Origin of the sequence: Deinococcus aquaticus (genome assembly GCF_028622095.1) — a bacterium.
Classification (GTDB): Bacteria; Deinococcota; Deinococci; order Deinococcales; family Deinococcaceae; genus Deinococcus; species Deinococcus aquaticus.
The window spans coordinates 820,817-838,886 of the sequence record NZ_CP115165.1; the positions used below are offsets into that span (position 1 = coordinate 820,817).

The following is an 18,070-nucleotide window of genomic DNA, read 5'->3' on the forward strand; positions in this document are numbered from 1 at the left end:
GTGGGGGTTATCGCCGCGCTTCCCGCCCCGGCGTGGGGCGGCGGGTAGGCGCCTGAACGCGCGCCTGGAGGCATCCGCAGATTGCTCGCTGACCTCCACCTCGTCTCCCCCGAGTGTGTCGGGGGCCTTGCGCTGCCCTGTTTGTGTGAACCGGACACCAGCGGTTCATGTCGCAGCATAGCGCGGGCGGGGGGGCGAGCGCATGTGAGTGCCCGCCGCCTGTGAGTACAGCACTCATGGAGGGCAGCAAAGGGACCGGCGGGAGGGCAGCTGAAGAAAGGCTCAAGCCTGCGCCGGGCGGGCAGTGTGGACGCGCGGCCCCTGCGGAACAGACCGGGCGCGGCGGTCCTTGCTAGGATAGGCGCGGACGTGCCCGGAACGCGCGCGCGTCCGGCTGAACCGCCCCGGCGTGCGGAAAGCAGCGGCCGCCCCGCATCCGCTGCGCGGCCAGACGAACGCAAGCACGCAAGTCAGAGCGTCACGACCAGAGGACACCGTAACCACCATGCCCACGTACCTTTACAAGAACATCGAAACCGGCGAAGTCTACGAGTTGCAGCAGAGCATGCGCGACGAGGCCTACACCACGCACCCGGAAACGGGCGTGCCCGTCAAGCGGATCCTGGCGCGGCCCGGCATTGCCTTTAAAGGCAGCGGGTTCTACGTGACCGATTCCCGCCCCAAGGGCGGCGGCGAGGGCGGCGGCGGCGAGTGACTCCGCCCGGCACCCCGGCCCGCCCGGCAGCCCGCACCGGGCGGCTGGGTCTGCGCGTGCTGGGCGCGGCGCTGCTGCTGAGCGGCGCGGTCGCCGGGGCGTACATCACGGGACGGGTCAGCGCCGAGCGGGCCCTGGTCACGCCGGACGAGGTGAACACCGTCGAGGTGGCCCAGAAAGCCATTCAGGCCGTGGTGCGCATCGACAACCGCCTGCAACGCGAGAGGTTGCAGGTCGGGGATGACCCCATCGACACCGGCACGGGCTTCTTCTACAAGAAGGACCTGATCGTCACGAACTACCACGTGGTGCAGTACCAGGAGTCCCTGACGGTCACGCTGTTCAACGGGCGGCGCGTCAGTGCGAAGATCGAGGGCATCGACCCCGGCATCGACATCGCGATCCTGCGCGTGACCGGCGTGACGGCGCCTGCCACCCTGAGTTTCGGGTCGAGCGCGCGCCTGATTCCGGGGCAGAAACTGCTGACCATCGGCACGCCGCTGCGCATTCAGAATTTCGTGGGCAGCGGCGTGTTCAGCGTGGCCGCCAGCGCCCGCGACCTGAACCGCAACGACGGCTTCGCCAACGAGGTCGGGCAGTACATCGTCACGACGGCCAGCATCCAGCAGGGCAACAGCGGCGGCCCGGTCCTGGATTCACGCGGAGCGGTGGTGGGCGTGGCCGACGCGAACGTGTCGGCCAACGGCCTGATTCCAGGCGTGATCGGGATTGCCGTGCCCGGTGATCTGGTCAAGCAGAGCCTGGACGACCTGGAGAAGATCGGGGTACCGCAGCGTGGCACGCTGGGCGTGACCATGGTGGACCTGGACAACCTGGACCCGGCGCTGCGGCAACTGGCGGGCCTGAACAGTTCCGAGGGCGCCCTGGTGGACGAGGTTCCGGCCGGTACGGCCGCCGCCCGCGCTGGCCTGCGCGGCAGCCTGCGCAACAGCAAGGATCAGCTGCTCGCGCCGCTGGGCGACATCATCGTGGCGGTGGACGGCCAGCGCGTGCGCGACTCGTTCGACGTGATCCGGCTGGTGGCTGCCAAGCGCCCCGGTCAGACCGTCACCCTGCGCGTGTGGCGCAACAAGAAGAGCGTGGACGTGAAGGTCACGCTGCTCAAACGCACCCTGCAGTAAGGGTTGATGGGGAGAGGTTGATGGTTGATGGACGGGCGCTCCCCCGCTGTCAACCATCAATCTTTTACTGTTGACCGCTCACCCCTGTCTTTCCTCGCGGGCCGGGCGACTGGTAAATCCTACCTGAAAGTGATATCACTTTGATAGGTATTCGAGATCACCGGAGGGTTCATCATGAATGATCTGACACAGGCTCCCACCCCCAACCCCCACGGCGGCGTCTCCACCCGCAGCGGCGTCGCCAGCACCGAGCGCCCCGCCTTCGGGCTGCCCGGCATCCCGGTATTCCTGATCTGGCTGCTGCTGTGCGGCCTGACCATCTGGACCTTCGTGGCCCGGCAACCGCTCCTGAGTGTCCCCCTGATCCTGGCCGTGATCTTCATGGTCGTGGGCTTCTTCATCGTGCAGCCCAACCAGGGCACCCTGATCACCCTGTTCGGCCGCTACGTGGGCACCGAACGCCGCAACGGCCTGTACTGGACCAACCCCCTGACAGTCCGCAAGAGCGTCAGCCTGCGCATCCGCAACTTCAACTCCGAGCGGCTGAAGGTCAACGACTTGGCCGGGAACCCCATCGAGATCGCCGCCGTGATCGTCTGGCGCGTCGTGGACACCTCCCGCGCCGTGTTCGACGTCGAGGACTACAACGAGTTCGTCGCCATTCAGGCCGAAACGGCGCTGCGGCACCTCGCCAGCCAGTACCCCTACGACAACTACACTGACGACGCCATGAGCCTGCGTGGCAACGCCGACGAGATCGCCGACGCCCTGGCCACCGAACTCGCCACCCGACTGCGTCACGCCGGCGTGGAAGTTCTCGAAGCGCGCCTGTCGCACCTCGCGTACGCCCCGGAAATCGCGGGCGCCATGCTGCAGCGCCAGCAGGCCAGCGCCATCATCGCCGCGCGCAGCCAGATCGTGCAGGGTGCGGTCGGCATGGTCCAGATGGCCCTGAAGGAACTCAGCGAGCAGGACATCGTGCACCTCGACGAGGAACGCAAGGCGCAGATGGTCAGCAACCTGCTCGTCGTCCTGACCAGCGAACGCGGCACGCAGCCGGTCGTGAACGCCGGAAGCCTGTACTGACGGTATGGCGCGCAAGAACTTCCCCCTGCGCATCAGCCCGGAGCTGTACGCCGCGCTGGAACGCTGGGCGGCAGACGACCTGCGCAGCGTGAACGCCCAGATCGAGTACCTCCTGACCCGCGCCGCGAAAGAAGCTGGGCGCCTGAAGGAGAAGAAGAAAGAGGACAGCGACTAGCAGGCGGAGGATGGAACCCACCCCATCCTCCGTCTGCCGTTCACCCCCCGGCTTCCCGCGCGTGTCAAGGCGTTCATCCACCCTTCAGACTCCTGGGGGGCGCTATGCTCTGGCCTGTCATGTACGTTGTCGTCGAAGGGCCCATCGGGGTCGGGAAAACAAGCCTCGCCGGGCGCCTCGCCGCGCGTCACGGCGCCGAACTGAACCTGGAGATCGTCGAGGAGAACCCCTTCCTGGCGAAATTCTACGAGCAGCCCGAAGCGTTCTCGTTTCAGGTGCAGGCGTTCTTTCTGCTCTCACGCTTCAAGCAGCTCTCGGCGCTGTGGCAGCCGGGCCTGTACAAGGGCAGCGTGGTCAGCGACTACCTGTTCGACAAGGACTTCATCTTCGCGTCCATGAACCTGCGCGACGCCGAGTTCGCGCTGTACGAGGACCTGTACTCGCACCTGTCGCCGCGCCTGCCCACCCCGGACCTCGTGGTGTACCTGCGCGCCGACACCGACGAACTGCTGCGCCGCATCGCGCTGCGCGGCCGGCCGTTCGAGCAGGACATGCAGGCCGCGTACCTCGCGGACCTGACCAGCCGGTACGACGAGTACTTCCGCACGTACCCGCACCCGCACGTGATCATCGACGCGGCCGGCATCGACTTCGTGAACAACCCGGGCGACGAACAGGACCTGATGGACCGCATCGACGGCGCCCTGCGCGACACGCAGGCGGCCGACTGATGTACCTCGCGATTTCCGGCAACATCGGCAGCGGCAAGAGCACCCTGACGCGCATGCTGGCCGACCGCTACGGCCTGCGCCCCGTGTACGAACCGTACGCCGACAACCCCTACCTGGAAGACTTCTACCGCGACATGCGGCAGTACTCGTTCCACTCGCAGGTGTACTTCCTGTCCCGGCGCCTGGAGCAACACCTGAACCTCGTGACCGGCGCCCGCTACGTCATTCAGGACCGCACGGTGTTCGAGGACGCCAACATCTTCGCGCGCAACCTGTTCGAGAGCGGACAGATGGCGCGGCGCGACTGGGACACCTACCTCAGCCTGTACGAGGGCGTCCTGAGCGCCCTGCGCGTCCCGGACCTGCTGATCCACATCGACGCCAGCCTGCCCACCCTGAAACGCCGCATCGCGCAGCGCGGCCGCGAGTACGAGCAGGCCATCCCGGACGAGTACCTGGGCGGCCTGAACCGCCTGTACGACAGCTGGGTCACGGGCTTCGACGCCTGTCCGGTCGTGCGCGTGCCCGGCGATCAGCTGGACTTCGTGGCCGACCCGCAGGCCTTCGAGTGGGTGTGCGCGCGCGTGCAGGCCAACGGCTTCGGCCTGCCCCTGCTGCGCTGATCCGGACTCCGGTTGACTGATCTGTAAAACCGTTCCACCCGAGCAGACGGCCGCCTCTGCGGCTCCGGTGCCGACACCCGGGGCGCCGGGCATCCGGTCAGATCTGTGTGCGTCCGGTCAGATCTGTGTGCGGCGGGCCGGGCTGCCCGCATGCGCCTTACCCCTGCCCTGACCCTGACCGTCACCCTGACCGGGCTGATCCCGAACGCCGCCGCGCAGACGGAGCAGCCGGCCCGGACTGCGGATGTCTGCCCGGCGTGGCAACTGTTGAACCCGGCCGACCTGCGCGCCGCGCGCGTCAAAACCGCCCACGCATTCCTGACCGACGTGGGCGGGAAGGCCCAGACCGGGAGTCTGAACCGGGACGACCTGCTGCTTCAGGGAGGCAGTCAGGACGGCCGCCGCTGCAGTTACCTGATCCGGGACGGGCAGGTGACGGGGCGCGCCGGATTCCTGTCGAACTTTCAGGTGCAGACCGAGACGACCGCCCCCACCCTGAACGGCCGGTGGCAGCGCCCTGGCCCGTCCGGCCCGGCTGGCGGGGACTCCGCCGCCGAACTGAGCCTGAGCCGCACCCCGGACGGCCTGAACGTGCAGGGCGGTTCCAGCGTGCCCGGCATTACCGCCCCCCTGAGTGGCGTGGCCCTGACCGAACAGCCGGGCAGCTGGGCCCTGCAGAGTCAAGGGTGCCGCCTGAACCTGTATCCGGTCGGGCCGTGGCTGGTCGTGGCGGCCGACGCCGGGTGCGGCGACCTGAGCGCCGCGTTCGGTGGACTGTACTCACGCGTCCGCTGAGGGGGCCATGACCACTTCCCGAGCCGGCCGCGCCCGGCACTGCGCCCCTATCCGGCACTGCGACCCTGGCCGTCATAGCGGCTGCTCAGGCCCACCATTCTTCCCGGCGTGGCGCGGTACCCTGCGCGGATGACGGCTTTGCGTTCCGGCGCCTCCACGTACCCGCTGACCTTGCGGCGGTTCCTGGGTCGGGTGGCGCTGCTGTCCCTGACCTCGCCGCTCGCTGCGGCCACGGCCACGGCCACGGCTCCCACCAGCCCGGGGATGGTCTGCCCGGCAGACTGGACGGAACTGAACCCCGAGCAGTTGCGGGCCGCGCAGGTCGGCGTGCCGCGCGCGACCTTCAGTGACGCGCGCGGCGTGGCCGGCCGGTTCAGCGTGCGGGCCGGCGACCTGCTGCTTCAGGGCCGCAGCGTGCAGGGCCGCCGGTGCAGTTACCTGCTGCCCAGCGGCGGCCTGCCGGATCAGGTGATGCGCGGGTTCCTGCCGGACACGCAGGTGGAGGCGCTGCCGGCCCCGGCGGACCTGCACGGAACGTGGGCGCGGGACGCCAACGCGGGCCTGACGGTCCGGCAGGCCGTGAGCGGCGCGCTGACCCTGAACGGTTCGGCCACGCACGCCGGGGCGGACGGCAGCGTGAACATGGGCAACCTGAACGGCCCGCTGCGCCGGCAGGAGGGAGCGTGGCCGCTGGCGTACAGCGACGGCGGGTGCAGCGTGCGTCTGCGGCCGGTGGGGCCGTGGCTGCTGGCGACCGACAACGGGCAGTGTGGCGGGTTGAACGTCCGGTTCGACGGGCTGTACCAGCGCGTCCGCTGAGCGGGAAGCTCAGCCCGTATCATCCCCCCATGCGTCTTTCCGAGCTGGCCGCCCACCTGAACGTTCCCGCCCCCACCGAGAATCCGGAGGTGACGGGCGTGACGCACAACGCCGACTGGGCCGCCGCTGGCTCTGCGTTCGTGGCGATTCGCGGCGCACGCTTCGACGGGCACAGTTTCCTGGAGCGGGTGGCGGCGGCCGGCGCGGTCGCGGTGATCGGCGAGGGCCTGCCGGACGGCGTGGTCAGCCCACTGCCGTACCTGCGGGTCGCCAGTGCCCGCGCCGCGCTGGGGGACGCGGCCGCCGCGCTGGCCGGGCATCCCAGCCGCGCGCTGCGGGTGGTGGGCGTGACCGGCACGGACGGGAAGACCACCACCAGCTGGATCACGCGGCACCTGCTGCGCGCCGCCGGGCTGCGCACAGGCCTGCTGAGCACCGTCGGGTACGAACTGCCGGACGGCGAGCTGCGGCACTTCCCGGCGCACTTCACGACTCCCGAGGCCCCGCAGGTGCAGGCCACGCTGGCCGACATGGTGCGCTCGGGCGCGGACGCGGCGGTGCTGGAGGCCAGCAGTCACGCCCTGGCCCTGGAGCGCGTGCGCGGCGTGAACTGGGACGTGGCCGTCTGGACGCACCTGAGCAGCGAGCACCTGGACTTCCACGGGACGCTGGAGAACTACTTTGCCGATAAGCGCCGCCTGATAGAGGCCGCGCCGTTCGCGGTCCTGAACGTGGACGACCCCTGGACGGCGCAGCTGCGCGGCATTGCCCCCGCCGAGACTACCTACAGCGCCGAGGGGCAGCACGCCGACTGGCGGGCCACGGATGTCGAGGAACGCAGCACGGGGCTGCACTTCCACGTGATCAGTCCCCTGGGCGAGTTCGACGCGCACCTGCCCATGATCGGGCGCTTCAACGTGGCGAACGCCCTGGCCGCCATGGCCGCGAGCGCGCACCTGGGCGCCGGCTGGGAAGCGCTGGTGGCAGGCCTCGCGTCGTTCCGGGGCGTGCCGGGCCGCATGGAGCTCGTGCCGGACGGGCGTGGGCGGCGCGTGGTCGTGGATTTCGCGCACACGCCCGCCAGCCTCGCAAAGGCGCTGGGCACCCTGCGGACCACCACGCCCGGCCGCCTGACCGTGGTGCTCGGATCGGCCGGCGGCCCGCGCGATCCGGGCAAACGCGCCCCGCTGGGCGAGGTCGCCACCCGCGTGGCAGATCACGCGGTCTTCACCGAGGAGGACTGCCGCGACACGCCGCTTGCCGACATCCTGAGCGAAATGGAACGCGGCGCCCGCGAAGCCGGACACACCAACTTCCAGTCCATTCCCGACCGCCGCGAGGCCATCCGCGCCGCCATTGCCCTGGCCCAGCCGGGCGACACAGTCCTGCTGGCCGGGAAGGGCCCCGAGGACACCCTCGAACGCGCCCACGAGACCATCACCTGGAACGAGACACAGGAAGCCGTGGACGCCCTGAAGTTGAGCTGACCGGGTGCCCAGCGACATGGTATGAAGGCGACATGCGTCCTCATCTGTGCGTCCTGACCCTGGCCCTGCTGAGCACCGGCGTGGCGGCCCCCACGCCGTACTCGCTGCCCGTGAACCTGAACGCCCTGAAGTCGCCGCTGGTCAGCGGGAAGGCCGACCTGGGCCTGGACCCACTGAACGCCGCGCAGCGTTCGGCTCTGGCCCGCAACGGCTTCGTGATCACGCCCGCGCAGTGGCGGCAGTTCGACGCCGTGTACGAGGCGACGCGCTACGCAGAGCAGCCGGTGTTCGTCACGTCGGACGCCACGCTGCACGTGTACCACCTGATCTTCGACAAGCTGCTGCGCGACCTGGAACGTGAGTCCCTGGCCCCGGCCGCACGCCGCCTGACCGCGCTGCTGGTGGCGGATTCCCGCCGGCAACTGACGGCGCTGAAGGGCACCCCGCTGGAGGCGGACGCGCGGCTGACACTGGCGTACCTGTCGGTCGCACAGAAACTCGCCGATCCAGCCGTGACCCCGCCCGCCGAGGTGGCGGCGCTGGTGGCGGCGGAACTGAAACTCATCGACGCGCACCAGGGCATTGCCCCCTCGGCCATCTTCAGCGGCACGGAACTGCTCGAGGACTACTCGCAGTACGTGCCGCGCGGGCACTACACGAAAAGCGAGGCGCTGAAACGCTACTTCCGCTCCATGATGTGGCTGGGCCGCCTGAACCTGCGCGTGGATAAGGACAGCGAGACGCGCGTGGCGGGCCTGCTGACCGCCCTGATGGGCGCGAACGCCGAGGCGCAGAAGCTGTGGGCGCGCGTGTACGACCCGACCGCGCTGCTGGTGGGCCGCAGCGACGACCTGAACTACCGGCAGTACGCGGCGGCCCTGAAAGTCGCGGCGGGCGGGCAGGTGCGCCGACTGGCGGAACCGGCCATCCTGACAGCCTTCCAGGCCGAGTTGCGGAAACTGCCGCCCCCGCAGGTGAACAGCGCCGTGGTGATCGCCCGCCCCGGCGAGGGCCGCGAGGTGCGCGACGCGCAGACACTCGGCTTCCGGCTGATGGGGCAGCGCTTCACGCTGGACGGCGCGGCCTTCCAGCGCCTCGTGTACCGCGAGGTGGGCACCGACACGCAGCCGCGCCTGCTGCCCAGCGGCCTTGACCTGCTGGCCGTGCTGGGCAGCGACGCCGCGCTGAATGAACTGCGCCGCACCGGGCAGTCGAAGTACGCCAACTACGACGCGAACATGGCGAAACTCCGCGCGAATTTCGCCGCGCTGAAGCAGGCCGACTGGACCGCGAACGTCTATTCCGGCTGGCTGTACGCCCTCCAGGCCCTCGCCAGGCCTGAGCCGCGCGACGCACGCTACCCGGCGTTCATGCGCACGCCCGCCTGGACGCGCAAGGAGATGCTGACCGCGCTGGGCTCCTGGACGGAACTGCGCCACGACACGATCCTGTACGCCAAGCAGACCATGGCCGAGATGGGCGCCGGGGAACCCCCGCAGCCCCCACGCGGGTACGTGGAACCCAACCCGGCCCTCTGGGCACGCCTGCAGACCCTGGAGGCCCTGACCCGCCGCGTCCTGAAAGAGCAGGGCGTCCTGTCGGAACGCACCGCGCAGAACCTCGACTCGCTGCGCGACATGCTGGGCCTCCTGAGCCGCGCCACCGCCAAGGAACTGGCGGGCACCCCGCTGACCCGCGACGAGTACGACCGCATCCACTACTTCGGCGGGTGGCTGGAACAGATGAAGATGGCCAGCGCCGACCCCGAGGACGGCGAGAACGCCAGCCAGTTCGACGAGGATGCCATGGCCGCCGTCGTCGCGGACGTCGCCACCGGCGTTGATAGGACGGGAAATACCGTCGCCCTGGAGGAAGGCACGGGCTTCATCCACGAGCTGTACGCCGTCGTGCCCGACGGTCGCGGCGGCCTTCAGGTCGCGCGGGGCGGCGTGTACTCGCAGTACGAGTTCACGGTGCCCGTCTCGGGCCGCCTGACGGACGAGGCGTGGCGCGCGCAGCTGCGTCAGGGCAAGGTGCCGCCCGCGCACCCCTGGCTGGATGGCGTGCTGGTGAAGTGATGCGGACTCCGAGTGAATGGTTTGCACAAACCATTCACTCCGAGCGGATGCGAGTAGGAGAGAAGCGGGTTCCGGACGTGGAGTTGATGACCCGGCGCCCTTCCGGGTTGTCAACGAAACAAACGGAATCCGTATGAGGATCGCCATTTGCGGCCTGCTGGCGGGTCTGCTGCTCACCTCGGGCGGGCGGGAGGCCCCGCCATCTGGGCCGCCGTCCGGGCCGGTCACGCTGGCGCTGGCCGGCGACCTGAGCCTCGCGCGCGGCGTGGCGCAGGCGAACGCCACCGACTGGCCTGCCACGCTGCGGGCGGTGGCGCCCCTGCTGCGCGCCGATCTGGTGGCCGCGAACCTGGAATCCCCCCTGACGGACGCGCCGCGCGTCACGCCGGGCATCGACCTGCGCGCCCCGACCGGCGCAGCGGCCGCCCTGTGGCCCCTCACGCATCTGGGCGTGCTGAACAACCACGGCCGGGACGCTGGACCAGCCGGGGAGGTGCAGTCGCAGGACACGCTGAGGCGCGCGGGCCTCCACCCGGTCACGGCGACCCCGACCGTCCGCGTGGTACGTGGCCAGCGGGTCGCGCTGCTGGCGTGGCTGGACGACGGCGCGGTTCCCCTCCCCCTGACGGCGGTGCGCGCGGCGGCGCGGCAGGCGGACACCGTGATCGTCCTGGCCCACTGGGGCGAGGAGTACGGCCTGACCACCGCCCGGCAGCGGACGCAGGCGCGGGCGCTGGTGGCGGCCGGGGCGACTGTGATCGCCGGGAGCGGCCCGCACGTCCTCCAGGGGCACGAGGTCCTGACCGGACCACGCGGAGCGGCGCTGGTGCTGTACAGCCTGGGCAACCTGCTGTTCGACCAGCCGTTCCCAGCGGCGCAGATCGGCGCGGTGGTGCGCGTGCCGCTGCCCAACGTAGCCCGCGCCTGCGCCGCCCCCACCCGCACCCGCGCGGGCCGCGTGACCCCCGCCAGCGGGACGCAGCGGACGCAGGCGCTGACCCGGCTGGACCTCCCTGCCTGCCCGGAGGTCCGGTGAGAGGCCTGTTCACGGCCCTGCTGCTGCTGGGCAGCGCACTTGCGGGCGGCGGCGAGGGAACGTGGCGCAGCCTCACCCCGGCGGGCGACTGGACGGCCAGCCCCGCCCGGCACGCCCCGCCCCCCTGCCCGGCCCTGACCCTGCCCCCAGACTGGGAGGTGCGCAGCAGCGTCCTGGCCGACGTGACCGGCGACGGCGCCCCCGAGTGCGTGCTGGCCGTCTGGCGCCCCTGGCGCGACTGGCGCACCGCCCGCTGGAGTGCGCACCCCACGCCCATCCAGGGCAACCGCGACGCGCGCGGTTACAGCAGCCACGTCGCTGTGCTGCGCCCCCTGGGCGGCGGCCGGTACCGGGAGGTCTGGGTGGGCAGCGCCCTGTTCCAGCCGCTCGCGGCGCTGACTGTACTGCCCGGCGGGACGCTCGCCACGCTGGAAACCACCTACGCCGCCCCCGGCGCGCCCGCCCGCGCGCTGAGCCTGTGGCACTGGACCGGCTTCGGGTTCCGGCTGGACCGCCGCGCCCTTACCGTGGCCCGCGAGGTGCAGCCCGACGCGCAGGGCCGCCCCGCTGTCCGGTAACGCCGGGCCGTCCGGTAGCGCAGGGCCGCCCGGAAACCCGGCATGATGGGGTATGCGCCGCCTCTGCCTGCTGCTTGCCGCCTCGCTTCTGCCCGCGCACGCCGCGCAGGTGCCAGTCCCGACGCCCACGGGCGGTATTCCCGCCGGGGCGACCGTCGCGCGGCACGAGGGTCCGAACCTGACTGTGCAGACCACCGCACCCGCACGGGAGGGCCTGCTGAGCGGCCTGCGCGTCACGGCCGGAACGGTCACGCGGACCTTCCCGGCGTGGCGCACCCTGAGCAACCCCACCTTCTGGCCGGGCCTGACCGTCACGGACGTGGGCGGGGACCGCCAGCCGGAACTGCTCGTGACCCTGATGACCGATGAGGGCACGGGCGTGGCCGTGTACGACGCCCGCGTCCTGACCCTGCCGGACCTGCGCGAGTGGCCGGTCACGCCGCCCCTGCCGTACCTGCGCCAGCAGGTCCGCTTCGGCACGGGCAGCCTGATCCTGCCAGACCGCACCGTGAAACTGCCCGCACTGCCCGGCGTGCCCCGCACCGGGGCCGCCCGCATCGGCGATCAGGTGCGCTGGACCGTGCAGGGCGGCCACCTGACGGCACTGGTCGAGGTGCAGCGCGACTGGGCGTTCACGGGTCGCCTCGTCCTGACCTACCGCGCGCAGGGCGGGCGGCTGATTCCCGACCAGATCCGCTTCGACCCCACCCCGCTGGACGCTGACCCGCTGGAGTAGGCACTGGCCTACGCCACTGCATACGCCACTGGGCGGATGCCTGCCCCCCCACCCGCGCGGCACACTCATCACGACCCGATTCAGGGAAAGGAGGCGACCATGCCCGCAGGAACACCCAGTACAGCTCCATTCAGCACAGCCACACCCAGTACGCCCGACGCCCCGGACGGCGATCCCGGCGACCGGACACCCACACCCCGAGGCCCCACCACCCGAGGCGCAGTCGCCTCCCCACCCACCTGAAAGAGAGAGCCCCGACATGAACGGCAAACACCTCGTGAAACTCGGCCTGGAAAAGAAAGCCATCGCCCTCGCCCAGACCGCCGCCACCCAGCGCGAAACCGCCGGACTGACCCGCGACGACATCCTGAGCGAACTGCGCGCCGTGCAGGCCACCCCCGCCGCGTACACCGCGGGCGGCGTGTACGCCCCGCTGGCCGCCGAACTCCTCGCGCAGCAGGCCATCATCGACGCCCGTAAGGGCAGCGACCTGCGCGCCCAGCCCCTCCCCTACCCCACATGGGGCGCCGACCTGATCGACCCCGGCGCACACCGCCAGATGGACGTCGCCATGCGCCTCCCGGTCAGCCGCGCCGGCGCCCTGATGCCCGACGCACACGTCGGCTACGGCCTCCCCATCGGCGGTGTGCTGGCTACCGAGAACGCCGTCATTCCCTACGGCGTCGGCGTGGACATCGGCTGCTCCATGATGCTCTCCATCCTGCCCATCCAGCCCGGCGCGCTGCGCACCGACGAGGCTGGCACCCTCCTGCTCAAGCACACCCGCTTCGGCGCGGGCGTCGCCTTCGAAAAACGCGACCGCCAGGACCACGAGGTTCTGCACGAAAACACCTGGCAGGAGCAGCCCCTCCTCCAGCACCTGTTTGAGAAGGCCGCCACGCAGATCGGCACCAGCGGCAGTGGCAACCACTTCGCCGAATTCGGCACCCTCACCCTCCCACAGGGCGACCTCGGCCTCGACGCCGGACAGTACCTAGCGCTACTCACCCACAGCGGCAGCCGCGGCTTCGGCGCGCAGGTCGCCGGACACTTCACCGCCCTCGCCGAACGCCACCACCCCACCCTCGCCCCCGAAGCCAAGAAACTCGCGTGGCTCCCCCTCGATCACGAAGACGGACAGGCGTACTGGCAGGCCATGAACCTCGCCGGCCGCTACGCCCTCGCCAACCACCACCTCATCCACGCCCGCCTCGCCCGCGCCCTGAACGTCACCCCCCTCACACAGATCAGCAACAGCCACAACCTCGCCTGGAAACAAACCGTGAACGGCCAGGAACTCATCGTCCACCGCAAAGGCGCCACCCCCGCCGCCCCCGGCCAACTCGGCCTCATCCCCGGCAGCATGGCCGACCCCGGCTTTGTGATCCGCGGCCTCGGCCACGAAGGCGCCCTGCAAAGCGCCAGCCACGGCGCCGGCCGCCAACTCGGCCGCAAAGCCGCCATCGGCGCCCTCGCCAAGAAAGACGTCCAGGCGTACCTCACCGGGCGCGGCGTCACCCTCATCGGCGGCGGCATCGACGAAGCCCCACAAGCGTACAAACGCATTGAGGACGTCATCGCCCGCCAAGAAGACCTCGTGAACGTCGTGGCCAGCTTCCAGCCTCGCGTGGTTCGCATGGACAGCGGGAGTGAGGACATCTAGCAGTTGGATTGGGTGCGCCTGGCGGCGGGCCTCCCCACCCCCCAGCCCCCTACCCCAGGGGGGCAGGGGGAGCTGTCGTTGGCACTGGGCAGGTATTTCGCCGAGGTGGTCGGCGGGCATGGTGCGGGAACGGCCACGTATGGGGCTGCATGCCTCCGTTCTCGCGGCGTTCGCCCCGCGCGCTGCGCGCACGACGGGCTCGTCTGCCACGACGCCCGTGTGGCCACAATTCTTGGTGCGTGCTGGAAGGTTCTACTTTTTCTCGCTTCCGCAAGAGCATGGTTTTCAAAGCAGATCAGCAGCTGTCATCAGGTTGCCCTGCCCTTGACCGCAGATCACCACCGGCCGTCGTGCGCGCAGCGCGCGGGCCTTCCACCGGGCACGGCAGGATGGCGTCAAAGCCGGACACGTCACCGCCCACTGCACATACGCCGCGCCAGTCGAATCTCTTGCCCAGTGCAACGCCTGCTCCCCCTGCCCCTCTGGGGTAGGGGGCTGGGGGGTGGGGCAGCACACGGGAACCCCGCCGCAGGCGCCCACCTTCCAGTCAGAGAGCCGTGATCGGCCCGAGAGCCACGATGGTCAGTTCGTTCAGTGGGCACAGGCGCAGGACTTCGCGGACGTCGTCGGCGGTGACCTGTTCGTAGCGGCGGACGTGTTCCTCGGTGGTGAGGGTGTGGCCGGTGGCGAGGTGTTCCATGCCGAGGGTGAACAGGCGGCCCTGGGGGGTTTCGGCGCGCAGGAGGGTGCTGACGGCGAGTTTGCGGGCGGCGCGGCGCACGGCGACCGGGGTGATGAGGGTGTCGGCGTCTGCGAGGACTGTGCGGTACGTGGTGAGGGCGGTGGCGGCGCGGTCGGGGTCGCAGGAGAAGCCGCCTTCGAAGGTGCCGGTGTCGTGGTATTCGAGGTGGCCGAGGTCGGCGCTGTCGCAGGTGCCGTTGTCGATGAGGTGCCAGTAGAGGGCGCCGTTCTCGCCGCCGATGAGGTCGGCGAGGATGTGCGCGGCTTCGCGCAGGGGGTGGGTGGCGCTGAGGCCGGGGGTGGCGGCGGTGACCTGCACGCGGGTGAGGGTGGGGTCGTGGATGGTGCGGGTGGTGCGGGGGTGGTGTGGTTGGGCGGGGGTGTGGGTGTGGGGGGTGGCGGCGGGCCAGTCGCTCAGGTGGGTGGTGGCCCAGTCGAGGGCGTGGGCGGGGTCGAACTGGCCGGTGAGGGTGAGGGTGACGCGCTGCGCGCCGTAGCGTTGGCGGTGGTTGCGGCGCAGGGCGTCGGGGGTGAGGGCGGTGACGGTGTCGGTGGTGCCGAGGATGGGCCAGCCGAGGGGGTGGGTGCCCCAGTAGTCGGCGCGGAGTTCGTCGGTGACGCGGACGGTGGGTTGTTCGGCGTACATGGCGATTTCTTCGAGGATGACGCCGCGTTCGGTGTGGATGTCGGTGTCGCGCAGGGCGGGGCGCATCAGTTCGGTGAGGGTGCTGAGGAGTTGCGGGGTGTGTTCGGGGAGGGTGGCGGCGTGGTAGACGGTGGCTTCTTCGCTGGTGAAGGCGTTGGCGTTGCCGCCGAGGTCGTCGAGGCGTTCGTTGAGTTGGGCGGCGCTGAGGGTGTCGCTGCCTTTGAAGAGGAGGTGTTCGATGAAGTGGCTGGCGCCCATTTCGGTGGGGGTTTCTTCGCGGCTGCCGGTGTTGACGAAGTACCCGGCGGCGGTGGTCTGGGCGTGCGGGTCGGGTTCGAGGAGGAGGGTCAGGCCGTTGGGGAGGGTGTGGCGCTGGGTGGTGGGCGCGGTGGTGGGGTGGGTGGGGTCAGGCATGGGGTCCTTCGCTGGGGGCGCTGTCGGGTGCGGCGCTGTCGGGTGCGGCGTTGTCGGGTGCGTGTGCATCGGGTTCCTGTGACTGGGGGCCGTGCTCGTCGGGGCCGATGGTGACGGTGGTGGCGTCGGGCGCGGGGTGGTAGCGGGTCAGGAAGCTGTTCACGTCGTCCAGGGTCAGCTTGCTGAGGGACTCGCGGAGTTCGGTGACGCTGCGGATGCGGCCGAACACGGCGGCGTCGCGGGTCAGGGCGTGGGCGCGGGCGCGCATGCTTTCGGCGCCGAACACGACACTGACGGCCAGTCCGGCGCGGGCGCGTTCGAATTCGGCGGGTGTCAGGCCCTGCGGGAGCCGGTGCAGTTCCGCGAGGATGACCTGAAGCGTTTCGGGCGCGCGGGCGGGGGTGCTGCCGGCGTAGGCGCTGAGGAAGCCGCTGCCGCCCAGGATGACGGGGTTGGCGCTGACGGCGTACGCGAGACCGCGTTCCTCGCGCACGGCGTGGAACAGGCGGCTGGCGCTGCCGCCGCTCAGGGCGGTCAGGGCGACCTGCCACGCCATCCAGTCGGGGTGGCCGGGGGGCACGCCGGGCATGGTGAGGCTCAGGTGGGTCTGTTCGGCGTCCGGGTCGGTGGTGTGCGCGCGGGCGCGGGTGCGCAGCGTGGCGGGGATGGGGTCGTGCGCGCCGGGGCGCAGGCCGCCCAGGGTGCCCAGGGCCAAGGCGTGGGCCTGTTCGGGCGCGAGGTCCGCGACGAGACCCAGGACGCTGCCCGCCTGCCCGTAGCGTTGCAGGTGGGCGCGCAGCGTGGTGGGCGTCAGGGCTTCCAGGCCCTGCGGGGTGCCGCTGGCGGGGTGGCCGTACCCGCTCAGGGGCGTGCCGGGCGGCGTGGGGAAGGCCGTCTGGCGGGCCAGTGTGGCGAGGCGGTCGGCGGGACTGTCCAGCAGGCCTTCAAGGTCCTGGCGGGCCAGGTCGGTCAGGACTGGCAGTTCGCCTTCCGGCAGGTGCGGGTCGCTAAGGACACTGGCGGTCAGGGTCAGCGCGGCGCTCAGGTCGGCGGTCAGGCCGCTGACGGAGAAGCGGGTCGCTTCGGGGCCGACGCCGCCGCCCCGGCGCACGCCGAGGTCGTCGAAGGCGTCCTGCAGGGCGCGGGCGTCCAGGCCGGCGGCGCCCTTGAACAGCCATTCTTCCAGGACGGCGCTGGCGCCCTCGTGCCCGGCGGGGTCGTGGGCGCTGCCGACGGGCACGCGCAGGTCGAAGGCAAATCCGGGTCCGGTCCGGCGTTCGAAGGCGACCGTCAGGCCGCCGGGAAGCGTCCAGAGGTGCGCGGGAATGGGGTGGGAACGCGCAGGCATCCGGGCAGTCTACCCTGCGGGGCGCTCCGGGCGGCAGCGGCGCGCACGGTTGGTCCGGGCGTGGTTGAGGCGGCCTTCATGCTGGGCGCACTCTGCAACTTTTGTCCGGTTCCGGCGCGGCCCCCACGCGCCATCCTGGGGCCATGAGGCTGGGTCGGGATGGGGGGCAGGGGTGAGGCGGGTACTGGGCTGGCTGGTCACGCTGGCGGTGCTGGGCGGCGCGGCGTTCCTGTTGTGGCCGCAGCTGGAGGGCGCGCAGCGGTACGCGGCCCTGATGTCGGCCCCGGGGGCGACCGAGGCCTCGCTGCCCAACCCTCTGCCGGGGCAGCGCTTCGTGGACACCTGGGGTGGGGCGCGCAGTCAGGGCCGCACGCACGAGGGCGTGGACATCTTCGCGCCGCGCGGCACGCCCATCCGCGCCACGACGCGCGGCGTGGTCGTGAACGTCGGCCCGAACAACCTGGGGGGCCGCACCGTCATGGTGCTCGGGCCGGGCGGGCAGCGGCACTACTACGCGCACCTGGAACGCTACCCGGACCTGAAGCGCGGCGACTGGGTCGAGCAGGGCGACGTGGTGGGCTTTGTGGGCGACAGCGGGAACGCAAAGGGCACGCCCCCTCACCTGCACTACGGTATCTACACGACGGGCGGCCCCATCAACCCCTACCCACTGCTGATCAACGAGTAACGCCGGTCAGCTGGCCCCCAGCAGCCGCGCCCGCACCACAGGCCACTCGGCGGCGATGATGGAGTACATGACCGTGTCGCGCTGCGTGCCGTCCGGGCGGGGCATGTGCTGACGCAGGACACCCTCGCGGGTGGCGCCCAGGCGTTCGATGGCCTGCTGGCTGCGGGTGTTCAGGAGGTCGGTCTTGATCTCCACACGCAGGATGCCCATCTCGCCGAAGGCGTGGTCCAGCAGCAGGCGCTTGAAGGTGCGGTTGGCGGGCGTGCGCATGAACGCCGGGGCCAGCCACGTACTCCCGATCTCCAGGCGGCGGTGCCTGGGGCGCATCTCCATGAAGCGGGTGGCGCCCGCCAGTTCGCCGCCCACCAGTTTCACGAACGGCAGCTGATCCAGGGCGTCCAGCGCGCCCGCGTAGTACCCCTCCAGGGTGGGGAAGGTGCCCATGCGGGCGTACTCGGCGGCGTGAGCCCGCGCCAGCGCCATCAGCGGGTCGGCGTCGGCATCGGTCATGGGACGCAGGGTGTACGGGCCTTCGCTCAGGGTCAGGTCGTGGCGCATGTGGGTACTGT

Annotated in this window: 18 protein-coding genes; 15 read left to right on the forward strand and 3 right to left on the reverse strand. The window is 70.9% G+C overall.

Features of this window, described 5'->3' with window-relative positions; all coding sequences use genetic code 11:
* The first annotated feature begins 505 nt into the window (after nucleotides 1–505).
* The 14 genes from M8445_RS03970 to M8445_RS04035 all read left to right on the forward strand — a co-directional run bounded on the left by M8445_RS03970 (nucleotide 506) and on the right by M8445_RS04035 (nucleotide 13,664).
* Nucleotides 506–715, forward strand: a complete 210-nt coding sequence (locus tag M8445_RS03970) for an FmdB family zinc ribbon protein (protein ID WP_273989848.1) — start codon at nucleotides 506–508, stop codon at nucleotides 713–715.
* Nucleotides 712–1,857 (forward strand): S1C family serine protease, encoded by a 1,146-nt coding sequence (locus tag M8445_RS03975; RefSeq protein ID WP_373290770.1) that lies wholly within the window; start codon nucleotides 712–714, stop codon nucleotides 1,855–1,857. Before M8445_RS03970 ends, M8445_RS03975 begins: the two co-directional genes overlap by 4 nt.
* 174 nt (nucleotides 1,858–2,031) lie before the next feature.
* On the forward strand, nucleotides 2,032–2,943 hold the full coding sequence (locus tag M8445_RS03980; RefSeq protein ID WP_273989850.1) for an SPFH domain-containing protein: 912 nt from the start codon (nucleotides 2,032–2,034) through the stop codon (nucleotides 2,941–2,943).
* A gap of 4 nt (nucleotides 2,944–2,947) precedes the next feature.
* Nucleotides 2,948–3,118, forward strand: coding sequence for a type II toxin-antitoxin system antitoxin (locus tag M8445_RS03985; RefSeq protein WP_273989851.1), 171 nt, complete (start codon nucleotides 2,948–2,950; stop codon nucleotides 3,116–3,118).
* Nucleotides 3,119–3,237: 119 nt separating this feature from the next.
* Nucleotides 3,238–3,849 carry a deoxynucleoside kinase gene (locus tag M8445_RS03990; protein ID WP_273989852.1) on the forward strand — a complete coding sequence of 204 codons (612 nt, stop codon included), beginning with the start codon at nucleotides 3,238–3,240 and terminating at the stop codon, nucleotides 3,847–3,849.
* The gene (locus M8445_RS03995; protein WP_273989853.1) at nucleotides 3,849–4,472 is read left to right on the forward strand and encodes a deoxynucleoside kinase; all 624 of its coding nucleotides are present in this window, start codon (nucleotides 3,849–3,851) and stop codon (nucleotides 4,470–4,472) included. The genes M8445_RS03990 and M8445_RS03995 overlap by 1 nt, the downstream gene beginning before the upstream one ends.
* Nucleotides 4,473–4,622: 150 nt before the next feature.
* Nucleotides 4,623–5,267: a hypothetical protein gene (locus M8445_RS04000; protein ID WP_273989854.1), complete on the forward strand. Its 645-nt coding sequence runs from the start codon at nucleotides 4,623–4,625 to the stop codon at nucleotides 5,265–5,267.
* A 129-nt stretch (nucleotides 5,268–5,396) separates the two neighbouring features.
* The gene (locus tag M8445_RS04005; protein ID WP_273989856.1) at nucleotides 5,397–6,086 is read left to right on the forward strand and encodes a hypothetical protein; all 690 of its coding nucleotides are present in this window, start codon (nucleotides 5,397–5,399) and stop codon (nucleotides 6,084–6,086) included.
* Between the two features lie 29 nt (nucleotides 6,087–6,115).
* On the forward strand, nucleotides 6,116–7,573 hold the full coding sequence (locus M8445_RS04010) for a UDP-N-acetylmuramoyl-L-alanyl-D-glutamate--2,6-diaminopimelate ligase (RefSeq protein WP_273989858.1): 1,458 nt from the start codon (nucleotides 6,116–6,118) through the stop codon (nucleotides 7,571–7,573).
* 32 nt (nucleotides 7,574–7,605) lie between these two features.
* Complete coding sequence (locus M8445_RS04015) at nucleotides 7,606–9,651, forward strand: DUF3160 domain-containing protein (RefSeq protein WP_273989860.1); 2,046 nt, start codon at nucleotides 7,606–7,608, stop codon at nucleotides 9,649–9,651.
* Nucleotides 9,652–9,784: 133 nt separating this feature from the next.
* Nucleotides 9,785–10,687 carry a CapA family protein gene (locus M8445_RS04020; RefSeq protein ID WP_273989862.1) on the forward strand — a complete coding sequence of 301 codons (903 nt, stop codon included), beginning with the start codon at nucleotides 9,785–9,787 and terminating at the stop codon, nucleotides 10,685–10,687.
* Nucleotides 10,684–11,265 (forward strand): hypothetical protein, encoded by a 582-nt coding sequence (locus M8445_RS04025; RefSeq protein WP_273989864.1) that lies wholly within the window; start codon nucleotides 10,684–10,686, stop codon nucleotides 11,263–11,265. Before M8445_RS04020 ends, M8445_RS04025 begins: the two co-directional genes overlap by 4 nt.
* A 52-nt stretch (nucleotides 11,266–11,317) precedes the next feature.
* The gene (locus tag M8445_RS04030; RefSeq protein WP_273989866.1) at nucleotides 11,318–12,001 is read left to right on the forward strand and encodes a hypothetical protein; all 684 of its coding nucleotides are present in this window, start codon (nucleotides 11,318–11,320) and stop codon (nucleotides 11,999–12,001) included.
* Between the two features lie 259 nt (nucleotides 12,002–12,260).
* Complete coding sequence (locus M8445_RS04035) at nucleotides 12,261–13,664, forward strand: RtcB family protein (RefSeq protein ID WP_273989868.1); 1,404 nt, start codon at nucleotides 12,261–12,263, stop codon at nucleotides 13,662–13,664.
* Between the two features lie 547 nt (nucleotides 13,665–14,211).
* On the opposite strand, the gene M8445_RS04040 is transcribed toward M8445_RS04035, so the two are convergent.
* Nucleotides 14,212–15,465, reverse strand: coding sequence for a M16 family metallopeptidase (locus tag M8445_RS04040; protein WP_273989870.1), 1,254 nt, complete (start codon nucleotides 15,463–15,465; stop codon nucleotides 14,212–14,214).
* Complete coding sequence (locus M8445_RS04045) at nucleotides 15,458–16,813, reverse strand: M16 family metallopeptidase (RefSeq protein ID WP_273989872.1); 1,356 nt, start codon at nucleotides 16,811–16,813, stop codon at nucleotides 15,458–15,460. Before M8445_RS04045 ends, M8445_RS04040 begins: the two co-directional genes overlap by 8 nt.
* Nucleotides 16,814–16,985: 172 nt before the next feature.
* On the opposite strand from M8445_RS04045, the gene M8445_RS04050 reads away from it, so the two are divergent.
* On the forward strand, nucleotides 16,986–17,501 hold the full coding sequence (locus M8445_RS04050; protein WP_273989873.1) for a M23 family metallopeptidase: 516 nt from the start codon (nucleotides 16,986–16,988) through the stop codon (nucleotides 17,499–17,501).
* Nucleotides 17,502–17,507: 6 nt separating this feature from the next.
* Here M8445_RS04050 and M8445_RS04055 read toward each other — a convergent pair whose 3' ends face one another.
* Nucleotides 17,508–18,059, reverse strand: a complete 552-nt coding sequence (locus tag M8445_RS04055) for a GNAT family N-acetyltransferase (RefSeq protein WP_273989874.1) — start codon at nucleotides 18,057–18,059, stop codon at nucleotides 17,508–17,510.
* Nucleotides 18,060–18,070: the final 11 nt, after the last annotated feature.